Raw genomic sequence first — 20,507 nt, 5'->3', positions numbered from 1 at the left:
CCGCGATCAGCGTGCGTCGATCCGGAGGGTTTGCCGAAGCCGCCCGGTCAGGCGGTCATAGATCAGGATGCGGTCATCGCCTGTGACGATGGCAAGCCAGTCCCCACCCTGGGTGAACGCGGTGGCCCTGGCCCCTTCGGGAAGCTGCAGGCTGTCGGGCAGGGGCGGGCCATCCGCATTCAGGCGCATGACAAGGGCACCGATCAGGACTAGGAAGCCCACGATCATCACCACGATCAGCGTCACGACCAGGCGCTGGAGAGCCCGCAGCCCGGGCGGAAGAGGGGCCTCGGGGGCCGTATCCATATGTCCGATCGCCTCAGCTTCGATATCGCGGCCAATCCGCCGCGCCGCCTTGATAAGGCGCTCGCGCGTGACGTGCCAGATGAGAGCCTCAGCCGCTCGCGCCTCGCGCGGCTGATCGCGGAGGGTGCGGTCCGCGTCGGGGGCGAGGTGCGGACCGACCCCTCGGGGCCTGTCGCGGAGGGCGACCGCGTCGAGATCGAGATCGGTCCCCCCGAGGAAAGCCATATCGGCCCGGAGCCGATCCCCCTCGACATCGTCTGGGAGGATGCGGACCTGATCGTGGTGAACAAGCCGCCCGGCATGGTCGTCCACCCCGCACCCGGAGCGACCTCCGGCACGCTGGTGAATGCGCTGATCCACCATTGCGGCCCTTCGCTGTCGGGGGTGGGGGGAATGCTCCGCCCGGGGATCGTTCATCGGATCGACAAGGACACCTCGGGGCTCCTGGTGTCGGCCAAGTCCGACCGGGCGCACCAGGGCCTGGCCGCGCAGTTCGAGGCACACGAGGTCGAGCGGCACTACCTCGCGGTCTGCCATGGACGGCCGGAGTCGTCCGATCCGCGTCTGGCGGGTCTTCGCGGTGTCAGTTGGGAGCCAGGAGGCGTGCTGCGGATCGCGACGCGGCTCGACCGTCACCGCACCGATCGGCAACGGCAGGCGGTGACCTGGGAAGGGGGGCGGCACGCCGTCACCCGCGCCCGGGTGGTCGAGCCCTTCGGGAGCCCTCCGTCTGCCGCGCTGATCGACTGCTGGCTGGAAACCGGGCGCACGCACCAGATCCGGGTCCACATGGCCTATGCCGGCCATGGTCTGGTGGGCGATCCGGTCTATGGCGGGCATCGCAAGGCCTCGATCCGCGCCCTGGGACCGGAGGGCGCCGCGGCGATCGAGGGGTTCCCGCGTCAGGCGCTTCATGCGGCGACCCTGGGCTTCGTCCACCCCGTCACGGGGCAGCGGCTCCGCTTCGAAGCCCCATTGCCGGCCGATATGTCGGAACTCCTTCGCGCGCTGGGCGGTTGAGCCCTCGTCACCTGATGTCACGCTGTGGAATAACGCACAGCGATTGTTCATCTTTTCTCAGGAAAAGATGAGATATGACCCGATTTCCCTTGCGTCCAGCGCATGTAAATGTTAAAGGGATGAACTTTTCCGAAAGGGGGCCCTCATGGCGACCTACGCGAACCTTCCAGCACCGTCCCCCGAACAGGGACTGAACCGCTACCTTCAAGAGATCCGCAAGTTCCCGATGCTCGAGCCTGAGCAGGAATACATGCTCGCCAAGCGTTGGGTGGATCATCAGGACGCGTCGGCGGCGCACAAGCTTGTGACCTCGCACCTCCGTCTCGCGGCGAAGATCGCGATGGGCTACCGCGGCTACGGCCTGCCGCAGGCCGAGGTGATCTCGGAGGCGAACGTGGGCCTCATGCAGGCCGTGAAGCGGTTCGACCCCGAGAAGGGCTTCCGCCTCGCGACCTATGCGATGTGGTGGATCCGCGCCTCGATCCAGGAGTATATCCTGCGGTCCTGGAGCCTCGTGAAGCTTGGCACCACCTCGGCGCAGAAGAAGCTGTTCTTCAACCTCCGCAAGGCCAAGGCCCGCATCGGCGCCCTGGAGGAGGGGGACCTGCGGCCCGAGAACGTCAAGAAGATCGCCGAGGACCTCGGGGTGAGCGAGGAGGAGGTGATCTCCATGAACCGCCGGCTGTCCGGTGGAGACGCCTCGCTCAACGCGCAGGTCGGCGCCTCCGAGGACAGCGCCACGCAATGGCAGGACTGGCTCGAGGATGAGGATGCCGACCAGGCGACCGCCTTTGCCGAGCGTGACGAGCTGGAAGCCCGGCGGGAGCTTCTGACCGCCGCGATGAGCAACCTGACCGACCGGGAACGCGACGTGCTCATGCAGCGCCGCCTGCAGGACAACGTCGTCACCCTGGAGGAGCTGTCCGAGCGTTATGGCGTCTCGCGCGAGCGGATCCGCCAGATCGAGGTGCGTGCCTTCGAGAAGCTGCAGAAGCGCATGACCGAGCTCGCCCGCGAGCGGGGGATGCTGGAGACCGCCTGACGGATTGCGCCCGCGCCTCGGCCTGCTAGCGTCGCCGCGCAATCCGAAGGGGGAGTCGATCCATGCAGAAACCGGTCCGGTGGGGCGTCCTGGGGGCGGCCCGCTTCGCGCGCGAGCACATGGCCCGCGCCATCCATGCCGCCGAAGGGGCGGAGTTCTACGCCCTCGCGACCTCGGACGCCGCCAAGGCCGAGCCGTTCCAGGCCTTTGCGCCCGGCCTGAAGGTGCACTCCTCCTACGAGGCGCTCCTGGCTGATCCGGAGGTCGAGGCGGTCTACATCCCGCTGCCCAACAGCCTTCATCTCGAATGGTCGCTCAAGGCCATCGCGGCCGGCAAGCATGTGCTTTGCGAAAAGCCGATGACGATGAAGGCCTCCGAATTCGACCAGCTCATCGAGGCGCGGGACCGGTCCGGCCTGCTGGTCGCCGAAGCCTACATGATCGTCCACCACCCGCAGTGGATCCGGGCCCGCGAGCTGGTGCAGGGCGGCGCCATCGGGCAGCTTCGCCATGTGTCGGCCGAGTTCTCGTTCAACCTCACCGACATGACCAACATCCGCAATCGGCCCGACACCGGCGGCGGCGCGCTGGGCGATATCGGCGTCTACATCTTCGGCTCGGCCCGCTTCGTCTCGGGCGAGGAGCCGACGCGCATCCGCGCGGCCAACGTCCAGCGCGAGAACGGGGTGGACGTCCATGTCCAGCTCATGGCCGACTTTTCGTCCTTCAGCTACTCCGGCATGGTCTCCATGCGCCTCCATAATCGTCAGGAGGTCATCTTCCACGGGACCGAGGGGGTCCTGCGGGTCGCCTATGCGCCCTTCAACTCGAACATCCACGATCTGGCGCAGATCCTGCTCGAGACCGGTCCGAACCTGCGCCAGCAGGAGCGGTTCCCCGGCGTCAACCAGTACGTGCTTCAGGTCCAGAACTTCGGCCGCTCGCTGCGCGAGGGCGTGGCCTATCCGTGCCCTCTCGAATTCAGCAGGGGCACGCAGCACATGATCGACATGGTGCTCGAGGCGGAGACGGCCGGCGGCTGATCGCTCGGAACCCCAGCACGCCCCTGTCGTTCCCCCGCCGTGACAGCGGACAGGGGAACGACGATGGATCAGCGCCACATTCTCGTATTCGGAGCCGAAGGCGTCACGGGCCGGGAGGTGGTGCGCCAGGCGATCGCGCGGGGCCATCAGGTCCGTGCCTCGGATCGATCCTTCAACGCCCCCGAACGCCTGCCCGAGGGTGTCGAGGCCGTCCCCGCCGATATCCTCCATGGCGACCTTCGGCCCCTGATGTCGGGCGTCGATGCCGTGATCTCCTGCCTCGGGGTGGGGAACGACCCCAAGACCCTTCTCGATCCGCCGCCGCTCTACCTGGAAGGCACCACCCGCATGGTGGAGGCCATGAAGGCCGAGGGGGTGCGGCGGATCGTCGTGATCTCGGCGGCCTTCCTTGTCGTGAAGGATCGCGGACCGCTCCTGTTCCGGACGGCGGTCATCCCGTCGCTGACCCGGGTGCTGGACCAGATGCGGGGCATGGAGGCGGTGCTCCGCGTCTCGGGCCTGGACTGGACGGCGGTGCGGCCGGGCTGGCTTCTGGACGGCGAGCCCACGGGCGACGCCTGGATCGGAACCGATCCCTTCCCGGAGGGCCTGATCCGCGCCCGCACCGGCGATGTGGCGACGCTGCTGCTCGACTGTGCGGACCAGGGCGCCTGGGTGGGCCAGGCCCCCTTCATCGCCCGCGACGAGCCCGACGCGATGGAGTCGAACAGCCGGGTCGCCCTCGAGATGCTGGCCTGAGCCGTCCGGCTCGGGCCGTCGCGGGGGCCGTCCAGCGCAGGGCGGGACGGCCCGGAGGCGTCACGCCTCCATCTTCTCCAGCTCCTCGATGAAGCCTTCGATCATGGACAGGCCCTTGTCCCAGAACGTCGGGTCGCTCGCGTCCAGGCCGAAGGGGGCGAGAAGCTCCTTGTGATGCTTGGACCCGCCGGCCTTGAGCATGTCGAAGTACTTGTCCCGGAAGGCGGGATCCCCCTCCTCGTAGACGGCGTAGAGCGCATTCACGAGGCCGTCGCCGAACGCGTAGGCGTAGACGTAGAAGGGCGAGTGGATGAAGTGCGGGATGTAGGCCCAGAAGCTCTCGTATCCCGGCGCGAAGTCGAAGGCGTCGCCCAGCGACTGGGCCTGCACCGACATCCAGAGCGCGTTGATGTCGTCCGGCGTCAGCTCGCCATGGCGGCGCGCCTCGTGGAGCTTCGACTCGAAGTCGTAGAAGGCGATCTGGCGGACGACCGTGTTGATCATGTCCTCGACCTTGCCGGCCAGCAGCGCCTTCCGGGCCCGGGTGTCCGGGGCTTCGGCCAGGAGCTTGCGGAAGGTCAGCATCTCGCCGAACACCGAGGCCGTCTCGGCCAGGGTGAGCGGCGTGGACGACAGGAGCTCCCCCTGGCCCGCGGCGAGGACCTGGTGGACGCCGTGCCCCAGTTCATGGGCAAGGGTCATGACGTCGCGCGGCTTGCCCAGGTAGTTCAGCATCACATAGGGGTGCGCGTCCGTCACCGTGGGGTGCGCGAAGGCGCCGGGGGCCTTGCCGGGCTTCACCGCGGCGTCGATCCAGCCCTGGGAGAAGAACGGCGCGGCAAGCTCGGCCATGCGGGGATCGAAGGCGGCGTAGGCTTCGGTCACGGTGCGCTCGGCCTCGTCCCAGCTCACCAGCCGGTCATCCTCGGTCGGCAGCGGCGCGTTGCGGTCCCAGACCTGAAGCCGGTCGAGGCCCAGCCACTTGGCCTTGAGGCGGTAGTAGCGGTGCGACAGGCGCGGGTAGGCTGCCACGACCGCGTTCCGCAGCGCCTCGACCACCTCGGGCTCGACATGGTTGGCGAGGTGCCGGCCCATCTGCGGCGTGGGCAGCCCGCGCCAGCGGTCCTCGATCTCCTTTTCCTTGGCCAGCGTGTTGTGGATGCGGGCGAAGGTGCGGGTGTTCTGCCCGAACACCTTGGCGAGCGCATGGAACGCGGCCTCGCGCTTGGCGCGGTCCTGTTCGGTCAGGAGGTTGAGCGTGCCCTCGATGTTCAGCGTCTCGCCGTCCACCTCGAACTCCAGGCCGGCGATGGTCTCGTCGAAGAGCTTGTTCCAGGCCGAGGCGCCGACCGACGACTGGTCGTGCAGGAACTTCTCCAGTTCGTCCGAAAGCTGGTAGGGCTTCATGGCCCGCATCCGGTCGAAGACCGGCTTGTAGCGGTGCAGCTCCTGGCTCTGGCCAAGGAGGGAGGTCAGGTGCTCCTCGTCCAGGCGGTTGAACTCCAGCCCCCAGAACACGAGCGGCGTGGTGAAGGCGGTGATCCGGTCCTGGCAGTCGGACATGAACTTGGCCCGCTCGCCGTCCGTGGTGATCTGGTAATAGCGCAGGCCCGCATAGGACATGATGCGTCCCGCCACCTGTTCGATGCGTTCGTAGCGCAGCACCGCGTCCAGCAGCCCGTGGGCGTCGAGCCCCGCCAGCTTGCCTTCGAAGTCGCGGGCAAAGGACGCGCAGGCGTCCTCGACCCAGTCCATGTCGCGCTTGAGCTCGGGCGCGTCCGGCGAGGCATACAGGTCCGACAGGTTCCAGTCGGGAAGCCGCCCGAATTCGTTGTGGCCCGCGAGGCTGCCGCTGTCGGCGTCGTAAACGGGTGTAGGCATGGGCGGTCCCTTCCAATCTGGTCTGGGGCCCTAGATAGTCGCCGCCTCGTCGCGGGGGAAGTGCGGCCCCCTCAGCCGTGAGCGGCGAGGATCTCCCGCAGGGTGTCGAGGGTGTCGATCTCGTTCACCGGCTTGTCGTGCCGCCAGCGGAGCATCCGGGGAAAGCGCAAGGCCACGCCGGACTTGTGGCGCGGCGACGCCTGGATGCCCTCGAAGCCGATCTCGAAGACCTGAACCGGTTCGACCTGCCGGACGGGGCCGAACTTCTGGACGGTGTGCTTGTTCACCCAAGCGGTGATCTGGCGGAACTCGGCGTCGGTCAGGCCGGAATAGGCCTTGGTGAAGGGCACGAGCTCGTTGCCGTTCCGGACGGCGAAGGTGAAGTCGGTGAACAGGTTGGCGCGGCGGCCCGAGCCCGCCTGGGCGTAGACCATCACCGCATCGATGGTCAGCGGATCCACCTTCCATTTCCACCAGTCCCCCTTCTTGCGGCCCGTGCCGTAGGGGGACGACCGCCGCTTGAGCATGAGGCCCTCGGCCCCTTCCTCGCGGGCGCGGAGCCGTTCCTCCCGCAGGTCGTCCACGGTGGCGAAGGGCACGGGAGGCGAAAGGCGGAGCGGCGCCTCGGGCGGGAGGCCGGTGAGAAGCGCCTCGAGGCGCTGGCGCCGGTCCTGGAACGGGACGGGGCGGATGTCGTGGCCGTCCTGCTCCAGGAGGTCGTAGGTCATCAGCACCACGGGGGCGGTCGTCAGGAGCGACTTGGGCACGGTCTTGCGCCCGATCCGGGGCTGGAGCGCGTTGAAGGTCATCGGATGGTCGCCGTCCCAGGCCAGGATCTCGCCATCGAGGACGGTGCCGTGGGGCAGCCAGTCGATGGCGCGGGCGAGCTCGGGGAAGCGGTCGGTGATGAGATCCTCGCCCCGGCTCCAGAGGTGGTGCTTCCCCTCGCGCAGGATCAGCTGGCCCCGGATGCCGTCCCACTTGCGCTCGGCGAACCAGTCGGCGGGGTCGCCGAGGTCGGCCGGGTCCTCGAGCTGGTAGGCGAGGTAGAAGGGGTAGGGGCGGGCGCTGTCGTCCCGCGCCTCGCCCTCGTGGAGGAGCCGCGCCCAGGTCGTCGTCTCGGGCGTCCAGTCCCCCATGAGGCGGTGCGCCACCTCGGTCTCGGGCTGGTCGGTGGCCTGGGCCAGCGCCTTGGTCATCAGGGTCTGGCTGACGCCCACGCGGAAGCTGCCGGTCAGGAGCTTGGTGAACAGGAACCGTTCGGACCCCGGCAGCGAATCCCAGGCGTCGAGGATCCCGGCCTTGCGTTCGGGCTCGGGCAGGGCGGACAGCTCGCGCAGGCGGGCGATCCAGTAGGACAGGGGCTGGTCGCTGTCCTTCGACGGCGGCGGCAGGATGAGGGCGATCGTCTCGCTCAGGTCGCCGACGATCCCGTAGGACTCCTCGAAGAGCCAGAGCGGCAGGCCCGCCCGTTCGGCGGCCCAGTCGCGCAGCGAGGTCGCGGTGATCGTCCGGCGCGGACGGCGGCCGGAAAAGAGCGCCACCGTCCAGAGCTTGTCGGCATCCGGGGCGGTCCGGAAGTAGTCGGCCAGCGCCGCGACCTTGGCGTTGGTGCGGGTCGTCTGGTCGAGCCGGCCGTACAGGGCGGCGAAGTCCTTCATGCGACGGCTCCGCCCGGCGCATCCTCGTCGATGATGTCCTTGGGCGCCTCGTCATGCGCGAGGACCTCCTCGCCCGCGTAGTCGGTGGACACGATGCCGGCGTCGTAGCCCTGCTCCTCGAGCCAGCGGCGGAAGGCGGCGGTGTAGCCGTGGGTCACGAAGACCTTCTCGGCGCCGGTCGCGCGGATGGCCTCGTTCAGGCCGGGCCAGTCGGCGTGGTCGGACATGACGAAGCCCCGGTCGGTGCCGCGCCGGCGACGGATGCCCCGGAGCGCCATCCAGCCCGAGGCGACGGCGGTCGAGGCGTTGCCGAACTTGCGGGCCCAGGTGGAGTTGAGCGCCGAGGGCGTGGCGATGACCATGGCCCCCGCATGCGCCTTGAGGTCGAGGTCGGGGGTCACGCGGGTCGTGGGCGGCAGCGGCATGCCCTGGTCCCGAAGGACCTGCGTCACCGCCTCGACCGCGCCATGCGTCAGGATCGGTCCGATGGACGGGTCGAGGAGGTGCATGACCCGTTGCGCCTTGCCCAGGCTGTAGGCGCCCAGAAGGGAGAAGCGTCCCTCGCTGGCGTTCTGCGCCCACCAGCCGTTGACCTGGTCGCGCAGTTCCTCCTGCGGGGTCCAGCGGAAGACGGGGAGGCCGAAGGTGCATTCGGAGATGAAGGCGTGGCAGCGGACGGGCTCCCAGGGGGTGGACAGGCCGTCGTCCACGACCTTGTAGTCGCCCGACACCACCCAGACCTCGCCCCCGACCTCGACCCGGATCTGCGCGGAGCCGGGCACATGGCCGGCCGGATGGAACGATACCTTGGCCCCGCCGATCTGGCGCGGCTCGCCGTAGCGGATCGTGTCGAGGCGGATGGGCCCCAGGCGGTGCCGGATCACCGGCGCGGCCAGGTCGGTGGACAGGTAGGTGTCCATCCCTCCGCGGGCGTGGTCGGAGTGGCCGTGCGTGAGGAGGGCGCGGGGAACGGGCCGCCAGGGGTCGATGTGGAAATCCCCCGCAGGGCAGTAGATGCCCCTGTCCGTGAAGGTGAGAACGTTCATGCCCCAAGGGTAGCACGGCCGCCAGCGAGGTGTAGGGCGGCGGGCGGGCCAGCCCCCGGACATGATCGAGATCCCGCGGGGCCTCTGGGTTGCCTCATCGAGCCCGCGCGGGGGTCGTGGCCTGTCCAGACCGTCCGGGTTCACGGCGCGGGCTTGAGTCTACAGGGGGTGCGGGACCCCGGGTATGTGGGCGGCTCAACGTTGCGCGCCGAAAGGGCGGGGGCGGTGCAGCCCGGCGCCAAGCCTGGTGAGTGTCTCCGTTCCCGGGGGCCCGGTCAGGGGGGCCTGCGTCACGCGCAGGATCCCGACCCGATTCAGGCCGACCCGTCTCTCTGGTGTCGATGCGGAGGAGAGTGGAGGAACAGGGTTACCAAGCCGTTACCGCACCGGGCGGAGGGGGTGGGCGCGCGCAACGGGCCGGATTTCCAGTGGTCCACGTGACGTGATGCCTGGACCGGACATGACAAGGGCCGCACCCGGCGGGATGCGGCCCTGAATCGGATCGATCGGAGGCGATCAGGCGGCGCGGCCGACCAGAACCTCGTCGATCTCCTTGGCGGCGGCCTTTTCGTCGTTCCCGCTGACGGCCGCGATCTCGCGAGTCAGGCGTTCAAGGGCGGCTTCGTAAAGCTGACGCTCGGAATAGGATTGCTCGCGCTGGTCATCAGCCCGGTGCAGGTCGCGGACCACCTCGGCGATGGCGATGAGATCGCCCGAATTGATCTTCTGTTCGTATTCCTGGGCGCGACGGGACCACATCGCCTTCTTGACCTTGGCCTTGCCCTTGAGCGTCTTGAGCGCATGGGCCACCGTGTCGGCGGAGGACAGGGCGCGCAGGCCCGCCTCGGTCGCCTTGTTGGTGGGCACGCGCAACGTCATCTTGTCCTTCTCGAAGGAGATGACGAACAGCTCGAGCTTGAAGCCGGCGACTTCCTGCTCCTCGATCGAGACGATCTTGCCCACGCCATGAGCGGGGTAGACAACGAAATCGTCGGGGCGGAACTCGCTCTTCTTGGTCTTGGTCATGGGGGTCCTTCCAAACCTGGCGCCTGCGCCGAACCGAACGGGGTCTGCGGCAACAAGAAACCCGACGGAAACGAAGTCCCCGTCAGGTGTGTTGCCGAGTCGGTCGATTCAAGTGCGTTGGGTGATCATTTGGGAGGACCCATAGCACAAATGCGCGAGCCGTGGAAGTGCGGCGCGCGTGCCTGCAGGGCTGGCCGGCGTCCGGCCGCGTGGGGGCGTGTCAGCTGCCTTCGCCCGCCGCCTCGCTGAAGAGGTCCATCTTGCCGGGCTTGCCGTCCATCTCCTCGGCGGTGGGGAGGGGATCCTTCTTGACGGTGATGACGGGCCAGCGTTCGGCGTATTTGCGGTTGAACTCCACCCATTTGGCCATGTCGGGCTCGGTGTCGGGGCGGATGGCGTCGGCGGGGCACTCGGGCTCGCAGACGCCGCAGTCGATGCATTCGTCGGGGTGGATCACCAGAAAGTTCTCGCCCTCGTAGAAGCAGTCGACGGGGCACACCTCCACGCAATCCGTGTATTTGCAGGCGATGCAGTTTTCGGTGACGACGTAGGTCATGGGGATTCAAGTCTCCTGGTCGGGCCGTGACCTAACCCGGCCCCCCGGATCATTCAAGCGGAGCGGATGGCGTGGCGGGGGCGAGATCCTCGTAAAGCCCCTGCGCCTCCGGAGCGGGGCCGCGCCGCTCGCCCAGGTCGAGGATGCGGACGACCCGCACCCGGCCATGGAGCGCGAAGGTCAGGACGTCCCCGGCCCCCACGGCGCGGGCCGGCTTGTCGGTCGGCTGGCCGTTCACGCGGAGCCGTCCTTCGGAGACGAGATCGGCGGCGAGGCTGCGCGATTTCAGGAACCGCGCCTGCCAGAGCCACTTGTCGAGGCGGATGGTCGGCCGAGACCCCCCCGACGCGTCGGTCACTTGGTCTTGAACCCCGCCAGGGCAGCCGCGAAGGGATTGTCCGGATCGATGCGGCGCTTGTCCTCGCGCGGGGGGTGGGCCTCGAAGTTCTGGGCGCGGCTGCGCTCGGGCCGGTCGGGGCGGGGGCCGCGCTCGGGACGGCCCTCGCGGTCCGGACGGTCGCCGCGCGGCTTGCCCTTGGCGAACTCCCGGCGGTCGGGGCGGGACGAATCACGCTCGGGCCGGGCGTCGCGGCGGGCCGGTTCGGCGGGCTGCGGCGCGCCCGCTTCGGCCGGCGCGGCCGTCCGGTCCTGGCGGGGGCGGCGATCCCCCTGCGGACGGTCCTGCCGGTTGCCCGCACCCTGGTCGCGCCGGGGGCCACGACCCTCCTGGCGCGGCCCGCCACGCTCTCCCTGGTTGCGGCGCTGCGCGCGTCCGCCCCAGGTGAAGGTGTAGTAGGCCTCGGTCTCGACGGGCTGGGCCGAGGCGTAGGGGCTGCCCGGCATCTCCATGGGCGAGTCGTAGGGCATCTCCATGGGGATGTCGCTGCCCGGCATCTCGCTGGGCGAGATGTCGGGGATGTCCGAGGGCTCGTCGCCCGGCAGCTCGGTCGGGGGAAGGTCCGGGGCCTCGGTCGGCTCCTCGACGGGAACCTCGCTGGGCGTGTCGGGGGGCGTATCGCCGGGAAGGCCCGGATCGGGAAGATCGGGCTGGGGCACCTCGGCGGGTTCGCCGGGCTGGATGTCGGGCGTGGGCGAGGGATCCTCGGCCGGCGTCTCGGAGGGGGTGGGCGTCACGTCCGGAGTCGGGGTGACGGGCGGCTCCTCGATGGGGGCGGGGGACGGAGTCTCGGCCGGGGTGGGGGCAACGGCCGCCTTGGGCGCGCGCACCTTGGGGCGTTCCGCCCGCTCGGCCCGGTAGCCCAGGCCTTCCATCAGCTTGGCGAAGGTCTCGAGCGACAGGCCGGTGATGGACAGCATCTCGGGCGCGGCCTCGAAGCCCTGCCGCGAGTCCTTGTCACGGAGCATGTCGGCCAGCCGTTCGAGCATGTCGATGCGGATCGCCCGCTCGCCCGCGGCGCGGTAGCCGGCCATCGCCCAGAAGCCCTGCGGCAGCCCCTGCGGGGCCGGCACGGTGACATGGCCCGGAGGCGGCGCGGAGGGAAACTCGTCGAGGCCCTTGGACAGGGACCAGAGAACCAGCCGCAGCCGCGTCGGCGCGGGCTTGAGGAGGGCGGGCAGGAACACGGTGAACTGGCCGAGCCGGACGCCGTGCTTGCGCAGCGCGGTCCGCGCCTCGGGGTCGAGCTGCTTGACCTCGTCGGCCACGTCGCCGCGCGGGATGATGCCCAGGCTTTCCACGAGCCGGTAGGCGAAGCCCTTGGCGAGGCCGGTCAGGGTCTCGTCGCGCTGGAGGTTCAGCAGGGGCTCCATGGCGGCGGCGATCTTGCGGTCCATGAAGTGCTGGAGGCGGCGCTGCACCTTGGCGGCCACGTCGGGGCCCGCTTCCTCGTCCACGAAGGCCACGACCTCGGGCTTGAGCGGGTCCGCGCCCTTGGCGAGGCGGCCCACCGCATGTTCGCCCCACATGAGGCCGCCCTGCTCGGTGAAGTCGATCTCGGTGTCGGGGGCATTGTAGAAGCGGTCGGCGCGCAGATGGAACTGCGGCGCGAGAGCCTGCGCGGCGGCCTGGCGCAGCGTCTTGGCCTCGTCCGGGTTGGCGGCGCGCTCCGCCCGGAAGCGGAACCCTTCGAGCCGTCCGACGGCGTGCCCCTCGACCGTCACGGCGCCCTTGTCATCGACTTCGGCCACGAGGACCTCCTTTTGCCTGAGCCGCCGGGCGAGGGTGCTCGTCCGCCGGTCCACGAAACGTTCCGTCAGAGCCTGGTGCAGCGCGTCCGACAAGCGATCTTCTACCCTGCGCGTCTCTTCGCGCCAATAACCCTCGTCGCCGACCCAGCCCTTGCGTTGGGCCACATAGGTCCAGGTGCGGATATAGGCCAACCGCTTGGACAGCGTGTCGATGTCGCCGTCGGTGCGGTCGATGCGGCGGACGGCCTCGCCCAGCCATTCGGCGGGGACGCGGCCCTTCTCGTGCAGGAAGTTGAAGATCTGGCCCAGGAGCTGCGCATGCTCGCCCTTGGAGATGCCGCGGAAGTCGGGCACGCGGCAGACGTCCCAAAGGAGGCGCACCGAGGGGCCGTCAGTGGCCCGCGCCATGACCTCGGTGTCGCCCGACAGCGCGCGGAGCGCGCCCAGGTCGTCGCTTTCGCGCACGCGGCCCAGCCAGGGGTTGTCCGTCCGCTCCTCCAGGGTCTGGATCAGGCGCTTCACGCTGCCGAACTGGAGGCGGGAGTTGCGCCACATCAGCCGCGTGACGGGGCGGAACTGGTGGTTCTCGATGGCTTCGACCACCTCCGGGTCGAGGTCATGCGCCTCGCCGGTGACGCCGAAGGTGCCGTTCTGCGTGTGCCGCCCGGCGCGCCCGGCGATCTGTGCCAGCTCGTCGGGGGCCAGCTCGCGCATGCGGTGGCCGTCGAACTTGAGGAGCCCCGAGAAGGCGACGTGGTCGATGTCGAGGTTGAGCCCCATGCCGATGGCGTCGGTGGCCACCAGGAAGTCCACGTCGCCGTTCTGGTAGAGCGCCACCTGCGCGTTGCGGGTCCGGGGCGAGAGCGCGCCCATCACGACCGCCGCGCCGCCGCGCGTGCGGCGGATGAACTCGGCGATGGCGTAGACGTTCTCGACCGAGAAGCCGACGATGGCGGCCCGCTCGGGCATCCGGCTGATCTTCTTGGGGCCGGTATAGGTCAGCGTCGAGAAACGGTCGCGGGTCAGGAACTGCACCCCGGGCACGAGGCCCGCGATGGCGTTCCGCATGGTGAGCGAGCCCAGGAACAGCGTCTCGTGCAGGCCGCGCGCGTGGAGCAGGCGGTCGGTGAAGACGTGGCCGCGTTCGGGATCGGCGCAAAGCTGGATCTCGTCGACGGCGAGGAAGTCGGCGCCCATGCCGTCGGGCATCGCCTCGACGGTGCAGACCCAGTACTGGGCGCGGTCGGGGACGATCCGCTCCTCGCCGGTCACGAGGGCCACCACCGACGGGCCGCGCAGCGCGACGATGCGGTCGTAGACCTCGCGGGCCAAGAGGCGGAGCGGCAGGCCGATGACGCCCGTGCGGTGGGCCAGCATCCGCTCGATGGCGTAGTGGGTCTTGCCGGTGTTCGTCGGGCCCAGGACGGCCGTGACGCGGGAACTGGACATGAACGTCGCGCCTTCCGCGCTTGGGGTCAGAGGGCCTCGCCCTCGAGCTGCGTCTGGAGGCGGGTCACCGCGGCGGCGGCCTCGGGGTTCTGCGGGTTCAGATCGTGCACGCGGCGCCACACTTCAAGGGCATCCGCCGGGCGATCCACCTCCTCGAGGATGGTCGCGAAGCCCTGGAGGGCCTCCCAGTCGCTGGGGTTGAGCACGAGCGCCTGCCGCAGGTCGTCGATGGCGGGGCCGGCGTGGCTGGTCAGGTAATAGGCCGAGGCCCGGCCCACATAGGCCGCCGCGAAGTCGGGATCGTGGTCGATGGCGGCGGTGAAATGCTCGATGGCGATGTCGGGCTGGCCCGCGGCAAGGGCGTCCTGCCCGCGCTGGAACAGGAGGTCGATCGCGGCCGAGCCGCTGCGCGACCACAGGCCCTTGAGCTCGCCCTCGATGAGGTGGGCGGCGTCCGGGGTCTCGGCCTCGGACAGCTGCCGGAGGAGGTCGGCCTCCCGCTCCCCGCCGGAGGTCTGGGCGGCCAGGGGTGCCGAAAACCACACGGCCGCCAGCAATGCCGTCACGGTAGATTTGATCAGGAAGGGTCGCGATCCCATAACTGCTTGTGTAGCCCTTCCCCAGGCAATTGCCAGAGGCCGGGCATCACATGGCGGAAAGGGAGCCCAATGAGCGCGATCGTGGACCAGGCGGTGGACGAGCTGAACAGGCGGATGGGCGGGCGGAGCTTCGACGGCACCGCGATGTTCGTCCTGACGGGCGAAGGCAGCATCTTCGTGGACCAGGGCACGGCCCGCAAGGGCGAGGGGCCGGCGGACGTGACGCTGACCGCGACCCCGCAGACCTTCATGGACATCCTCCAGGGCAACCTCGACCCGACCAGCGCCTTCATGACCGGCAAGCTGGCGCTGGACGGGGACATGGGCGCGGCCATGAAGCTCGCCTCCGTCCTTGCTTGACGCGTCGGAGGCCGGGATGGCCCCCCTGCACGCCGTCCTGGCCCAGGGGCCCCGGGACGGCGCGGCGCGCTGGATCCTGACCGGGGACGGCCTGCGCCTGCGCGCCGTCCACTGGAACCGGACGGGCCCGCGGGGGACGGTGCTGCTGTTCTCGGGCCGGACCGAATACGCCGAAAAGTACGGCCGCATCGCCGCCGACCTGGCCCGGCTGGGGTTCGCCTCGCTGGTCGTGGACTGGCGGGGGCAGGGGCTGTCGGACCGGCTCAGGGCCGACCGCGCCCTGGGGCATGTGGAGCACTTCTCGGACTACCAGCGCGACGTGGCCGCCATGGTCGCGCATGGCCGCGAGATCGGCCTCCCCGAGCCGTGGTTCCTCCTGGCGCATTCGATGGGGGGCGCGATCGGCCTGCGGTCCCTCCTCGAGGGGCTGCCGGTGCGCGCGGCGGTGTTCTCGGCCCCGATGTGGGGCATCCAGATGACCGGCGCCCTCAAGCCGGTGGCCTGGTCGGTGTCGGAGGTGGGGCGGCAGCTCGGGCTCGGGCACCTGCTGACGCCCGGGCAGGAGCCCATGTGCTACATCACGCGCTGCGACTTTGCCGGGAACACGCTGACCTCGGACCGCGAGACCTTCGAATGGATCAAGGGGCAGGTCGTCGCCGAGCCGGAGCTGGGCCTGGGCGGGCCGTCGCTCCATTGGCTGAACGAGGCGCTGCGCGAGATGCGCCGCCTGATGTCCGCCCGCGCGCCCGAGACGCCGACCCTGGCCTTCATCGGCACGGACGAGATCATCGTGGACCCCGGGCGCGTCCACCGCCGGATCGCCACCTGGCCGGGCGCGCGGCTGGTCACGATCCCGACCGCCCGGCACGAGGTGCTGATGGAAACCCCGGCGATCCGCGCCCGCGTGCTGCGCGAGATCGACGCGCATTTCCGGGAGAACGGGGCGGGCTGACCCGTCAGCAGTTCGGCACGTTGACGGCCAGGCCGCCGAGCGACGTTTCCTTGTACTTCTCGTGCATGTCGCGGCCGGTCTGGCGCATCGTCTCGATGGCGGCATCAAGCGGCACGAGGTGGGTGCCGTCGCCCCGCAAGCTGAGGGACGCCGCCGAGACGGCCTTGATGGCGCCCAGGCCGTTCCGTTCGATGCAGGGCACCTGCACGAGGCCGCGCACGGGGTCGCAGGTCATGCCGAGGTGATGCTCGAGCGCGATCTCGGCGGCGTTCTCGACCTGCATGGGGGTGCCGCCCAGCACGGCGCAGAGGCCGGCGGCGGCCATGGCGGAGGCGGAGCCCACCTCGGCCTGGCAGCCGCATTCCGCGCCCGAGATCGAGGCGTTGTACTTGATGAGGCCCCCGATGGCGGCGGCGGTGAGGAGGAACTCGGAGACCTGGCGCGCGCTCGCGCCCGGGACATGGTCGAGCCAGTAGCGGATGGTCGCGGGGACGACGCCGGCCGCGCCGTTGGTGGGGGCGGTGACGACCTGCCCGCCGGCGGCGTTCTCCTCGTTCACGGCCATGGCGTAGGCGGACATCCAGTCGTTGATGGTGTGCGGCGCGGTGAGGTTGAGGCCGCGCTCGGCCAGCAGGGACTGGTGGATGCCCATGGCGCGGCGCTTGACCCTGAGGCCGCCGGGAAGGATGCCCTCGGAGGCGAGGCCCCGGTCGATGCAGGCGTTCATCACGTCCCAGATCCGCGCGAGCCCCTGGTCGAGCCGGCCCGCCTCCATGCGGGTCAGTTCGTTGGCCCGCTTCATCCGGGCGATGGACAGGCCCGATTCGGCTGCCATCCGCAGCATCGATTCGGCGGTGTCGAAGGGGTAGGGGACCGGAGGGCCGTCCTCGGTGGCCTTGCCGGCGGCGAGCTCCGCGCCCGTCAGGACGAAGCCGCCGCCGATGGAGTAGTAGGTTTCCTCGACGATCACGTCGCCCTGCGCGTCGGTGCCCCGCAGGATCATCCCGTTCGCATGGCCGGGCAGGGGCGGGCCGTAGTCGAACACGAGGTCGCGGGCCGGGTCGAAGCGGAGCGGCGCCAGCCCTTCGGGATGGACCATGTGCTCGGACTTGATGCGGGCGAGCGCGGCCTCGGCCTTTTCGGCGTCGTAATCCGAGGGGACGAACCCGGCGAGGCCCAGGATCGTGGCGCGGTCGGTCGCGTGGCCCACGCCCGTGAAGGCCAGGGAGCCGTGGAGCGAGGCCCGGAGCCCCGCCACCCGGAAGGGCTGCGCGCGCAGCAGGTCGAGGAACCGCGCCCCCGCCACCATGGGTCCCATGGTGTGCGAGGAGGACGGGCCGATGCCGACCTTGAACATGTCGAAGACGGACAGGAACATCGTGTTGGCCTTGTCAGGTGGCGCTGCCCTCGGGCGGGGCGGGAAGGGTGGGGGCGCTGAACGGCATGGGGCCGAGCCCCTCGGCCCGCACCGCCTCCCACGTTTCGGGGCGGTCGTCCATGCGGCGGGCGACCTCATGGAGCGCGGGCCAGCGGGACAGGTCGAACCAGTCCGTCGCGCCCTGGGGCCCGCCCTGGGGATAGAGCGCCAGCCAGCGCAGCATCGGCGCGAGATAGCAGTCCAGCACCGAGGCGCGGTCCCCGCCCAGCCAGGGGCCGAGGCGCGATTTCCCGTCCTCGAGGATGTCGAGCATGGCGGCGATCCTGTCCCGGGTGCGCGCAAGGAGCGGGCCGGTGTCGCCCGCGACATGCGTCTCGGGGTAGAAAAGGATCCGCAGCGCCGGATGCAAGGTGTTGGACAGCCAGAAGAGCCAGGCCAGCACCGCGCCCCGGTCGGGGTGATCCGGCGCGGGGGCGAGGCCCGTGCCGAATCGGTCGGCGATCCAGAGGAGGATCGCCCCGGTCTCGAAGATGGCGCCGTCCGGGGTTTCGAGCGCCGGGATCTGCCCGTTGGGGTTCAGCGCGAGGTGGGCCGGCGCCTTCTGCCCCCGGCTGCGGCGGTCCACGAGGACCGTTTCGAACGGCACGCCGGCCCGGAGGAGCGCGAGCCGCACGCAGAGCGAGGCGTTGTCGGGGGCGTAGTGGAGGCGGAGGGCGGCCATGGAGCGACCCTGGCCGGATCGGCCGGCGCTGCGCCGTCGAAAGCGACGCTTCCGCGCCCGCCCGCGCCCGCCCGCGCCCGACCCGATCTGTCTGGCCCGGCCCGGCCCGCGCCCGGGGACTCGCCGCTGGCGGCCAGGCGGCCTATGCTTGCGGGGACCAGAAACCCCCGAGGCTCCCATGACCGATGCCCTGTCCCCTTCCGATGCCGCCAAGAGGGCCAGCGCCTGGCGCGCGGCCGAGTTCGTGGCGGACGGGATGCGCGTCGGCCTGGGCACGGGCTCCACGGCGGCCTTCCTCGTGAAGCGGCTGGGCGAACGGGTGCGCGACGAGGGCCTGCGGATCCGCGGGGTGCCCACCTCGGCCCGCACGGCCGAGCTGGCCCGCGCGGAGGGCATCGAGGTCGTGACGCTCGAGGATGTCGGGCGGCTGGATATCGCCATCGACGGCGCGGACGAGGCCGACGGGGAGCTGTCGCTCATCAAGGGCGGGGGCGGCGCGCTCCTCTGGGAGAAGGTGGTGGCGACCGCGGCCGAGCGGGTCGTCATCATCGCCGACCCGGGCAAGCGGGTGGCGACCCTGGGGGCGTTCCCCCTGCCGGTCGAGGTCATCCCCTTCGGGCTGTCCTCGACGCAGAGGCTGATCGAGGAGCTGCTGGAGGGCCAGGACCTGGACGGGCGACGGGTCGAGCTGCGGCTTCGGGACGGCCAGCCCTTTGCCACCGACGAAGGGAACCGCATCCTCGACCTGCATCTCGGGCGGATCGGCGATCCGCGGCGGCTCGCTCTGCTCCTGAACCAGATCCCGGGCGTCGTGGAGAACGGCCTGTTCATCGACATCGCCGACACGCTGGTCATCGGGCATCCGGACGGGCGGGCCGAGGTGGTGGAGCTGGACGACGCCGACCCCCGCGCGCCTTTGGCCGGACGGGACAACATCTTCACGGAGGTCCTGGGCTGATGGCCTTCGATGTCGACCTGTTCGTGATCGGCGGCGGCTCGGGCGGGGTCCGGGCGGCGCGCATGGCGGCCTCGACCGGGGCGCGGGTGGCGCTGGCCGAGGAGAGCCGCATGGGCGGCACCTGCGTGATCCGGGGCTGCGTGCCCAAGAAGCTGATGGTCTTTGCCAGCCAGTTCAGCGAGGTCCATGAAACGTCGCTCCGCTACGGTTGGACCTTCGGGGAGGGCACCTTCGACTGGCGGTCCTTCCGCGGCCATCTCCACGCCGAGCTGGACCGGCTGGAGGGCATCTACCGCAAGCTGCTCGATGGCGCGGGCGTGCGGATCCACGACGCCCGCGCGACCGTCGAGGACCCGCACACGGTGCGGCTGTCCACCGGCGAGGCGGTCACGGCGGCGCATATCCTGATCGCGACCGGCGGGCGGCCCAACCGGCCCGAGATCCCCTGCGCCGGCATGGCCATGGTGTCCGACGACGTGTTCCTCATGGAGGAGCTGCCCAAGACCATCCTGATCGTCGGGGGCGGCTACATCGCCTGCGAGATGGCGGGCATCCTGAACGGGCTGGGCGTGCAGGTGACGCAGATCTACCGGGGCGCGCAGATCCTGCGGGGCTTCGACGAGGAGGCGCGGGGTCTGGTCGCGGAGTCCATGCGCGAGAAGGGCATCGACCTGCACACCGGCACGGACGTCAAGATGATGGGCCCGCCCGAGACCGACTTCGACATGCCGGCGGGCGAGCCCCTGGTCATGCAGGACGAGGTGCGCCGCCGGGGTCCCGTGAAGGTCAAGACCACCCTGGGCGGCGAGAAGGTCTACGACGCCGTCCTTTTCGCCACCGGGCGCGATCCCAACAGCGCGGGGCTGGGCCTGGAGGCCCTGGGGCTCGAGCTCGGGCGCGGGGGGCACATCCCCGTGGACGAATATTCGCAGACGAAGGTCCCCTCGATCTACGCGATCGGCGACGTGACGGGGCGGCCGGCGCTGACCCCGGTGGCGATCCGCGACGCCATGGCCTTTGCGCGCACCGTCTTCGAAGGCCAGCCGACGCCCGTGGACCACGCGATGATCCCGTCGGCCATCTTCACCCAGCCGGAATACGGCGCCGTGGGCCTGACCGAGGAGCAGGCCCGCCACCAGGAGCCCATCGAGGTCTACGCCACGTCGTTCCGGCCCATGCGGACCGCCTTCGCCGGGCGGCCCGACCGGGTGCTGATGAAGCTGATCGTGAGCCAGGCGACCCGCCGGGTCCTGGGGTGCCATATCGTCGCGCCCGAGGCGGGCGAGATGATCCAGCTGGCCGGGGTGGCCCTGAAGATGGGGGCCACCAAGGAGGATTTCGACCGCACGGTCGCCGTCCACCCGACCATGGCCGAGGAGATCGTCACGCTGCGGACGCCGGTCCGCCGGGGCTGAAGGGTTGCAAAGGCAGGGGTTTCGGGGGCGCGCGCCCCATGGGCGGCGAAGCCTTGCCGCCGGATGGCGTCATCGTGAACGGGTCGGCGCGTGACGCGTTCATCCAGGGATCACGGTGCGGATCGGCCTGCCCCTCGGGCGGCCCGCCCTCCGCCGGGCCGGGTTTCCGGCCCTCGACCCGGCCCGC

General features: G+C 70.3%; 19 protein-coding genes. 8 read left to right on the top strand and 11 right to left on the bottom strand.

The features are described from left to right. Nucleotides 1-6: 6 nt before the first annotated feature. A complete protein-coding gene (locus J3P31_RS08080; protein ID WP_210527911.1) occupies nt 7-306 on the bottom strand; it encodes a DUF6476 family protein in 300 nt (99 codons plus the stop codon). Here J3P31_RS08080 and J3P31_RS08075 point away from each other — a divergent pair, their 5' ends adjacent. The 4 genes from J3P31_RS08075 (at nt 307) to J3P31_RS08060 (ending at nt 4,170) form a co-directional block, all read left to right on the top strand. Continuing rightward, complete coding sequence (locus J3P31_RS08075) at nt 307-1,326, top strand: RluA family pseudouridine synthase (protein ID WP_210527910.1); 1,020 nt, start codon at nt 307-309, stop codon at nt 1,324-1,326. It abuts the gene before it with no gap. A 145-nt stretch (nt 1,327-1,471) separates the two neighbouring features. Further along, nucleotides 1,472-2,368 (top strand): RNA polymerase sigma factor RpoH, encoded by an 897-nt coding sequence (rpoH, locus tag J3P31_RS08070; protein ID WP_210527909.1) that lies wholly within the window; start codon nt 1,472-1,474, stop codon nt 2,366-2,368. Nucleotides 2,369-2,430: 62 nt separating this feature from the next. Then, complete coding sequence (locus J3P31_RS08065; protein WP_210527908.1) at nt 2,431-3,411, top strand: Gfo/Idh/MocA family protein; 981 nt, start codon at nt 2,431-2,433, stop codon at nt 3,409-3,411. A gap of 63 nt (nt 3,412-3,474) precedes the next feature. Further along, nucleotides 3,475-4,170, top strand: a complete 696-nt coding sequence (locus J3P31_RS08060; protein WP_210527907.1) for an NAD(P)-dependent oxidoreductase — start codon at nt 3,475-3,477, stop codon at nt 4,168-4,170. Nucleotides 4,171-4,230: 60 nt separating this feature from the next. Here the strand turns inward: J3P31_RS08060 and J3P31_RS08055 are convergent, their stop codons facing one another. From J3P31_RS08055 to J3P31_RS08020, 8 genes are all read right to left on the bottom strand, one after another. Next, nucleotides 4,231-6,051: a M3 family oligoendopeptidase gene (locus J3P31_RS08055; RefSeq protein WP_210527906.1), complete on the bottom strand. Its 1,821-nt coding sequence runs from the start codon at nt 6,049-6,051 to the stop codon at nt 4,231-4,233. Between the two features lie 71 nt (nt 6,052-6,122). Continuing rightward, nucleotides 6,123-7,712 carry an ATP-dependent DNA ligase gene (locus tag J3P31_RS08050; RefSeq protein WP_210527905.1) on the bottom strand — a complete coding sequence of 530 codons (1,590 nt, stop codon included), beginning with the start codon at nt 7,710-7,712 and terminating at the stop codon, nt 6,123-6,125. Continuing rightward, nucleotides 7,709-8,758: a ligase-associated DNA damage response exonuclease gene (locus J3P31_RS08045; RefSeq protein WP_210527904.1), complete on the bottom strand. Its 1,050-nt coding sequence runs from the start codon at nt 8,756-8,758 to the stop codon at nt 7,709-7,711. Before J3P31_RS08045 ends, J3P31_RS08050 begins: the two co-directional genes overlap by 4 nt. A 516-nt stretch (nt 8,759-9,274) precedes the next feature. Beyond that, complete coding sequence (locus tag J3P31_RS08040; RefSeq protein WP_210527903.1) at nt 9,275-9,784, bottom strand: CarD family transcriptional regulator; 510 nt, start codon at nt 9,782-9,784, stop codon at nt 9,275-9,277. 220 nt (nt 9,785-10,004) lie between these two features. After that, nucleotides 10,005-10,340 carry a ferredoxin FdxA gene (fdxA, locus tag J3P31_RS08035; RefSeq protein ID WP_210527902.1) on the bottom strand — a complete coding sequence of 112 codons (336 nt, stop codon included), beginning with the start codon at nt 10,338-10,340 and terminating at the stop codon, nt 10,005-10,007. A gap of 49 nt (nt 10,341-10,389) precedes the next feature. Beyond that, complete coding sequence (locus J3P31_RS08030; RefSeq protein WP_210527901.1) at nt 10,390-10,698, bottom strand: RNA-binding S4 domain-containing protein; 309 nt, start codon at nt 10,696-10,698, stop codon at nt 10,390-10,392. After that, on the bottom strand, nt 10,695-13,937 hold the full coding sequence (locus J3P31_RS08025; RefSeq protein ID WP_210527900.1) for a helicase-related protein: 3,243 nt from the start codon (nt 13,935-13,937) through the stop codon (nt 10,695-10,697). Before J3P31_RS08025 ends, J3P31_RS08030 begins: the two co-directional genes overlap by 4 nt. Before the next feature lie 26 nt (nt 13,938-13,963). Next, complete coding sequence (locus J3P31_RS08020) at nt 13,964-14,536, bottom strand: tetratricopeptide repeat protein (RefSeq protein ID WP_210527899.1); 573 nt, start codon at nt 14,534-14,536, stop codon at nt 13,964-13,966. 69 nt (nt 14,537-14,605) lie between these two features. Here J3P31_RS08020 and J3P31_RS08015 point away from each other — a divergent pair, with 69 nt between their 5' ends. Together J3P31_RS08015 and J3P31_RS08010 are read left to right on the top strand one after the other, a co-directional pair. Further along, nucleotides 14,606-14,896, top strand: coding sequence for an SCP2 sterol-binding domain-containing protein (locus J3P31_RS08015; RefSeq protein WP_210527898.1), 291 nt, complete (start codon nt 14,606-14,608; stop codon nt 14,894-14,896). Nucleotides 14,897-14,912: 16 nt separating this feature from the next. Beyond that, nucleotides 14,913-15,848, top strand: a complete 936-nt coding sequence (locus J3P31_RS08010; protein ID WP_210527897.1) for an alpha/beta fold hydrolase — start codon at nt 14,913-14,915, stop codon at nt 15,846-15,848. 4 nt (nt 15,849-15,852) lie between these two features. On the opposite strand, the gene J3P31_RS08005 is transcribed toward J3P31_RS08010, so the two are convergent. Further along, nucleotides 15,853-17,226, bottom strand: coding sequence for an L-serine ammonia-lyase (locus J3P31_RS08005; protein WP_210527896.1), 1,374 nt, complete (start codon nt 17,224-17,226; stop codon nt 15,853-15,855). A 13-nt stretch (nt 17,227-17,239) separates the two neighbouring features. Beyond that, nucleotides 17,240-17,947 carry a glutathione S-transferase family protein gene (locus J3P31_RS08000; RefSeq protein ID WP_210527895.1) on the bottom strand — a complete coding sequence of 236 codons (708 nt, stop codon included), beginning with the start codon at nt 17,945-17,947 and terminating at the stop codon, nt 17,240-17,242. Between the two features lie 178 nt (nt 17,948-18,125). Here J3P31_RS08000 and rpiA point away from each other — a divergent pair, with 178 nt between their 5' ends. Together rpiA and gorA are read left to right on the top strand one after the other, a co-directional pair. Continuing rightward, nucleotides 18,126-18,905 (top strand): ribose-5-phosphate isomerase RpiA, encoded by a 780-nt coding sequence (rpiA, locus tag J3P31_RS07995; protein ID WP_210527894.1) that lies wholly within the window; start codon nt 18,126-18,128, stop codon nt 18,903-18,905. Then, nucleotides 18,905-20,320 (top strand): glutathione-disulfide reductase, encoded by a 1,416-nt coding sequence (gene gorA / locus J3P31_RS07990; protein ID WP_210527893.1) that lies wholly within the window; start codon nt 18,905-18,907, stop codon nt 20,318-20,320. Before rpiA ends, gorA begins: the two co-directional genes overlap by 1 nt. Nucleotides 20,321-20,507 lie beyond the last annotated feature (187 nt).

The sequence above is a fragment of the Rubellimicrobium arenae genome (genome assembly GCF_017916275.1).
Classification (GTDB): domain Bacteria; phylum Pseudomonadota; class Alphaproteobacteria; order Rhodobacterales; family Rhodobacteraceae; genus Rubellimicrobium; species Rubellimicrobium arenae.
Note: the sequence above shows the minus strand (reverse complement) of the source record. Positions and strands in the feature narration are given on the sequence as shown.

Bases quoted from the DNA above. Each gene is read 5' to 3' on its own strand.
- J3P31_RS08080 (WP_210527911.1), bottom strand. From the start codon at position 306: ATGGATACGGCCCCCGAGGCCCCTCTTCCGCCCGGGCTGCGGGCTCTC.
- J3P31_RS08075 (WP_210527910.1), top strand. From the start codon at position 307: ATGTCCGATCGCCTCAGCTTCGATATCGCGGCCAATCCGCCGCGCCGC.
- rpoH (WP_210527909.1), top strand. From the start codon at position 1,472: ATGGCGACCTACGCGAACCTTCCAGCACCGTCCCCCGAACAGGGACTG.
- J3P31_RS08065 (WP_210527908.1), top strand. From the start codon at position 2,431: ATGCAGAAACCGGTCCGGTGGGGCGTCCTGGGGGCGGCCCGCTTCGCG.
- J3P31_RS08060 (WP_210527907.1), top strand. From the start codon at position 3,475: ATGGATCAGCGCCACATTCTCGTATTCGGAGCCGAAGGCGTCACGGGC.
- J3P31_RS08055 (WP_210527906.1), bottom strand. From the start codon at position 6,051: ATGCCTACACCCGTTTACGACGCCGACAGCGGCAGCCTCGCGGGCCAC.
- J3P31_RS08050 (WP_210527905.1), bottom strand. From the start codon at position 7,712: ATGAAGGACTTCGCCGCCCTGTACGGCCGGCTCGACCAGACGACCCGC.
- J3P31_RS08045 (WP_210527904.1), bottom strand. From the start codon at position 8,758: ATGAACGTTCTCACCTTCACGGACAGGGGCATCTACTGCCCTGCGGGG.
- J3P31_RS08040 (WP_210527903.1), bottom strand. From the start codon at position 9,784: ATGACCAAGACCAAGAAGAGCGAGTTCCGCCCCGACGATTTCGTTGTC.
- fdxA (WP_210527902.1), bottom strand. From the start codon at position 10,340: ATGACCTACGTCGTCACCGAAAACTGCATCGCCTGCAAATACACGGAT.
- J3P31_RS08025 (WP_210527900.1), bottom strand. From the start codon at position 13,937: ATGTCCAGTTCCCGCGTCACGGCCGTCCTGGGCCCGACGAACACCGGC.
- J3P31_RS08020 (WP_210527899.1), bottom strand. From the start codon at position 14,536: ATGGGATCGCGACCCTTCCTGATCAAATCTACCGTGACGGCATTGCTG.
- J3P31_RS08015 (WP_210527898.1), top strand. From the start codon at position 14,606: ATGAGCGCGATCGTGGACCAGGCGGTGGACGAGCTGAACAGGCGGATG.
- J3P31_RS08010 (WP_210527897.1), top strand. From the start codon at position 14,913: ATGGCCCCCCTGCACGCCGTCCTGGCCCAGGGGCCCCGGGACGGCGCG.
- J3P31_RS08005 (WP_210527896.1), bottom strand. From the start codon at position 17,226: ATGTTCCTGTCCGTCTTCGACATGTTCAAGGTCGGCATCGGCCCGTCC.
- J3P31_RS08000 (WP_210527895.1), bottom strand. From the start codon at position 17,947: ATGGCCGCCCTCCGCCTCCACTACGCCCCCGACAACGCCTCGCTCTGC.
- rpiA (WP_210527894.1), top strand. From the start codon at position 18,126: ATGACCGATGCCCTGTCCCCTTCCGATGCCGCCAAGAGGGCCAGCGCC.
- gorA (WP_210527893.1), top strand. From the start codon at position 18,905: ATGGCCTTCGATGTCGACCTGTTCGTGATCGGCGGCGGCTCGGGCGGG.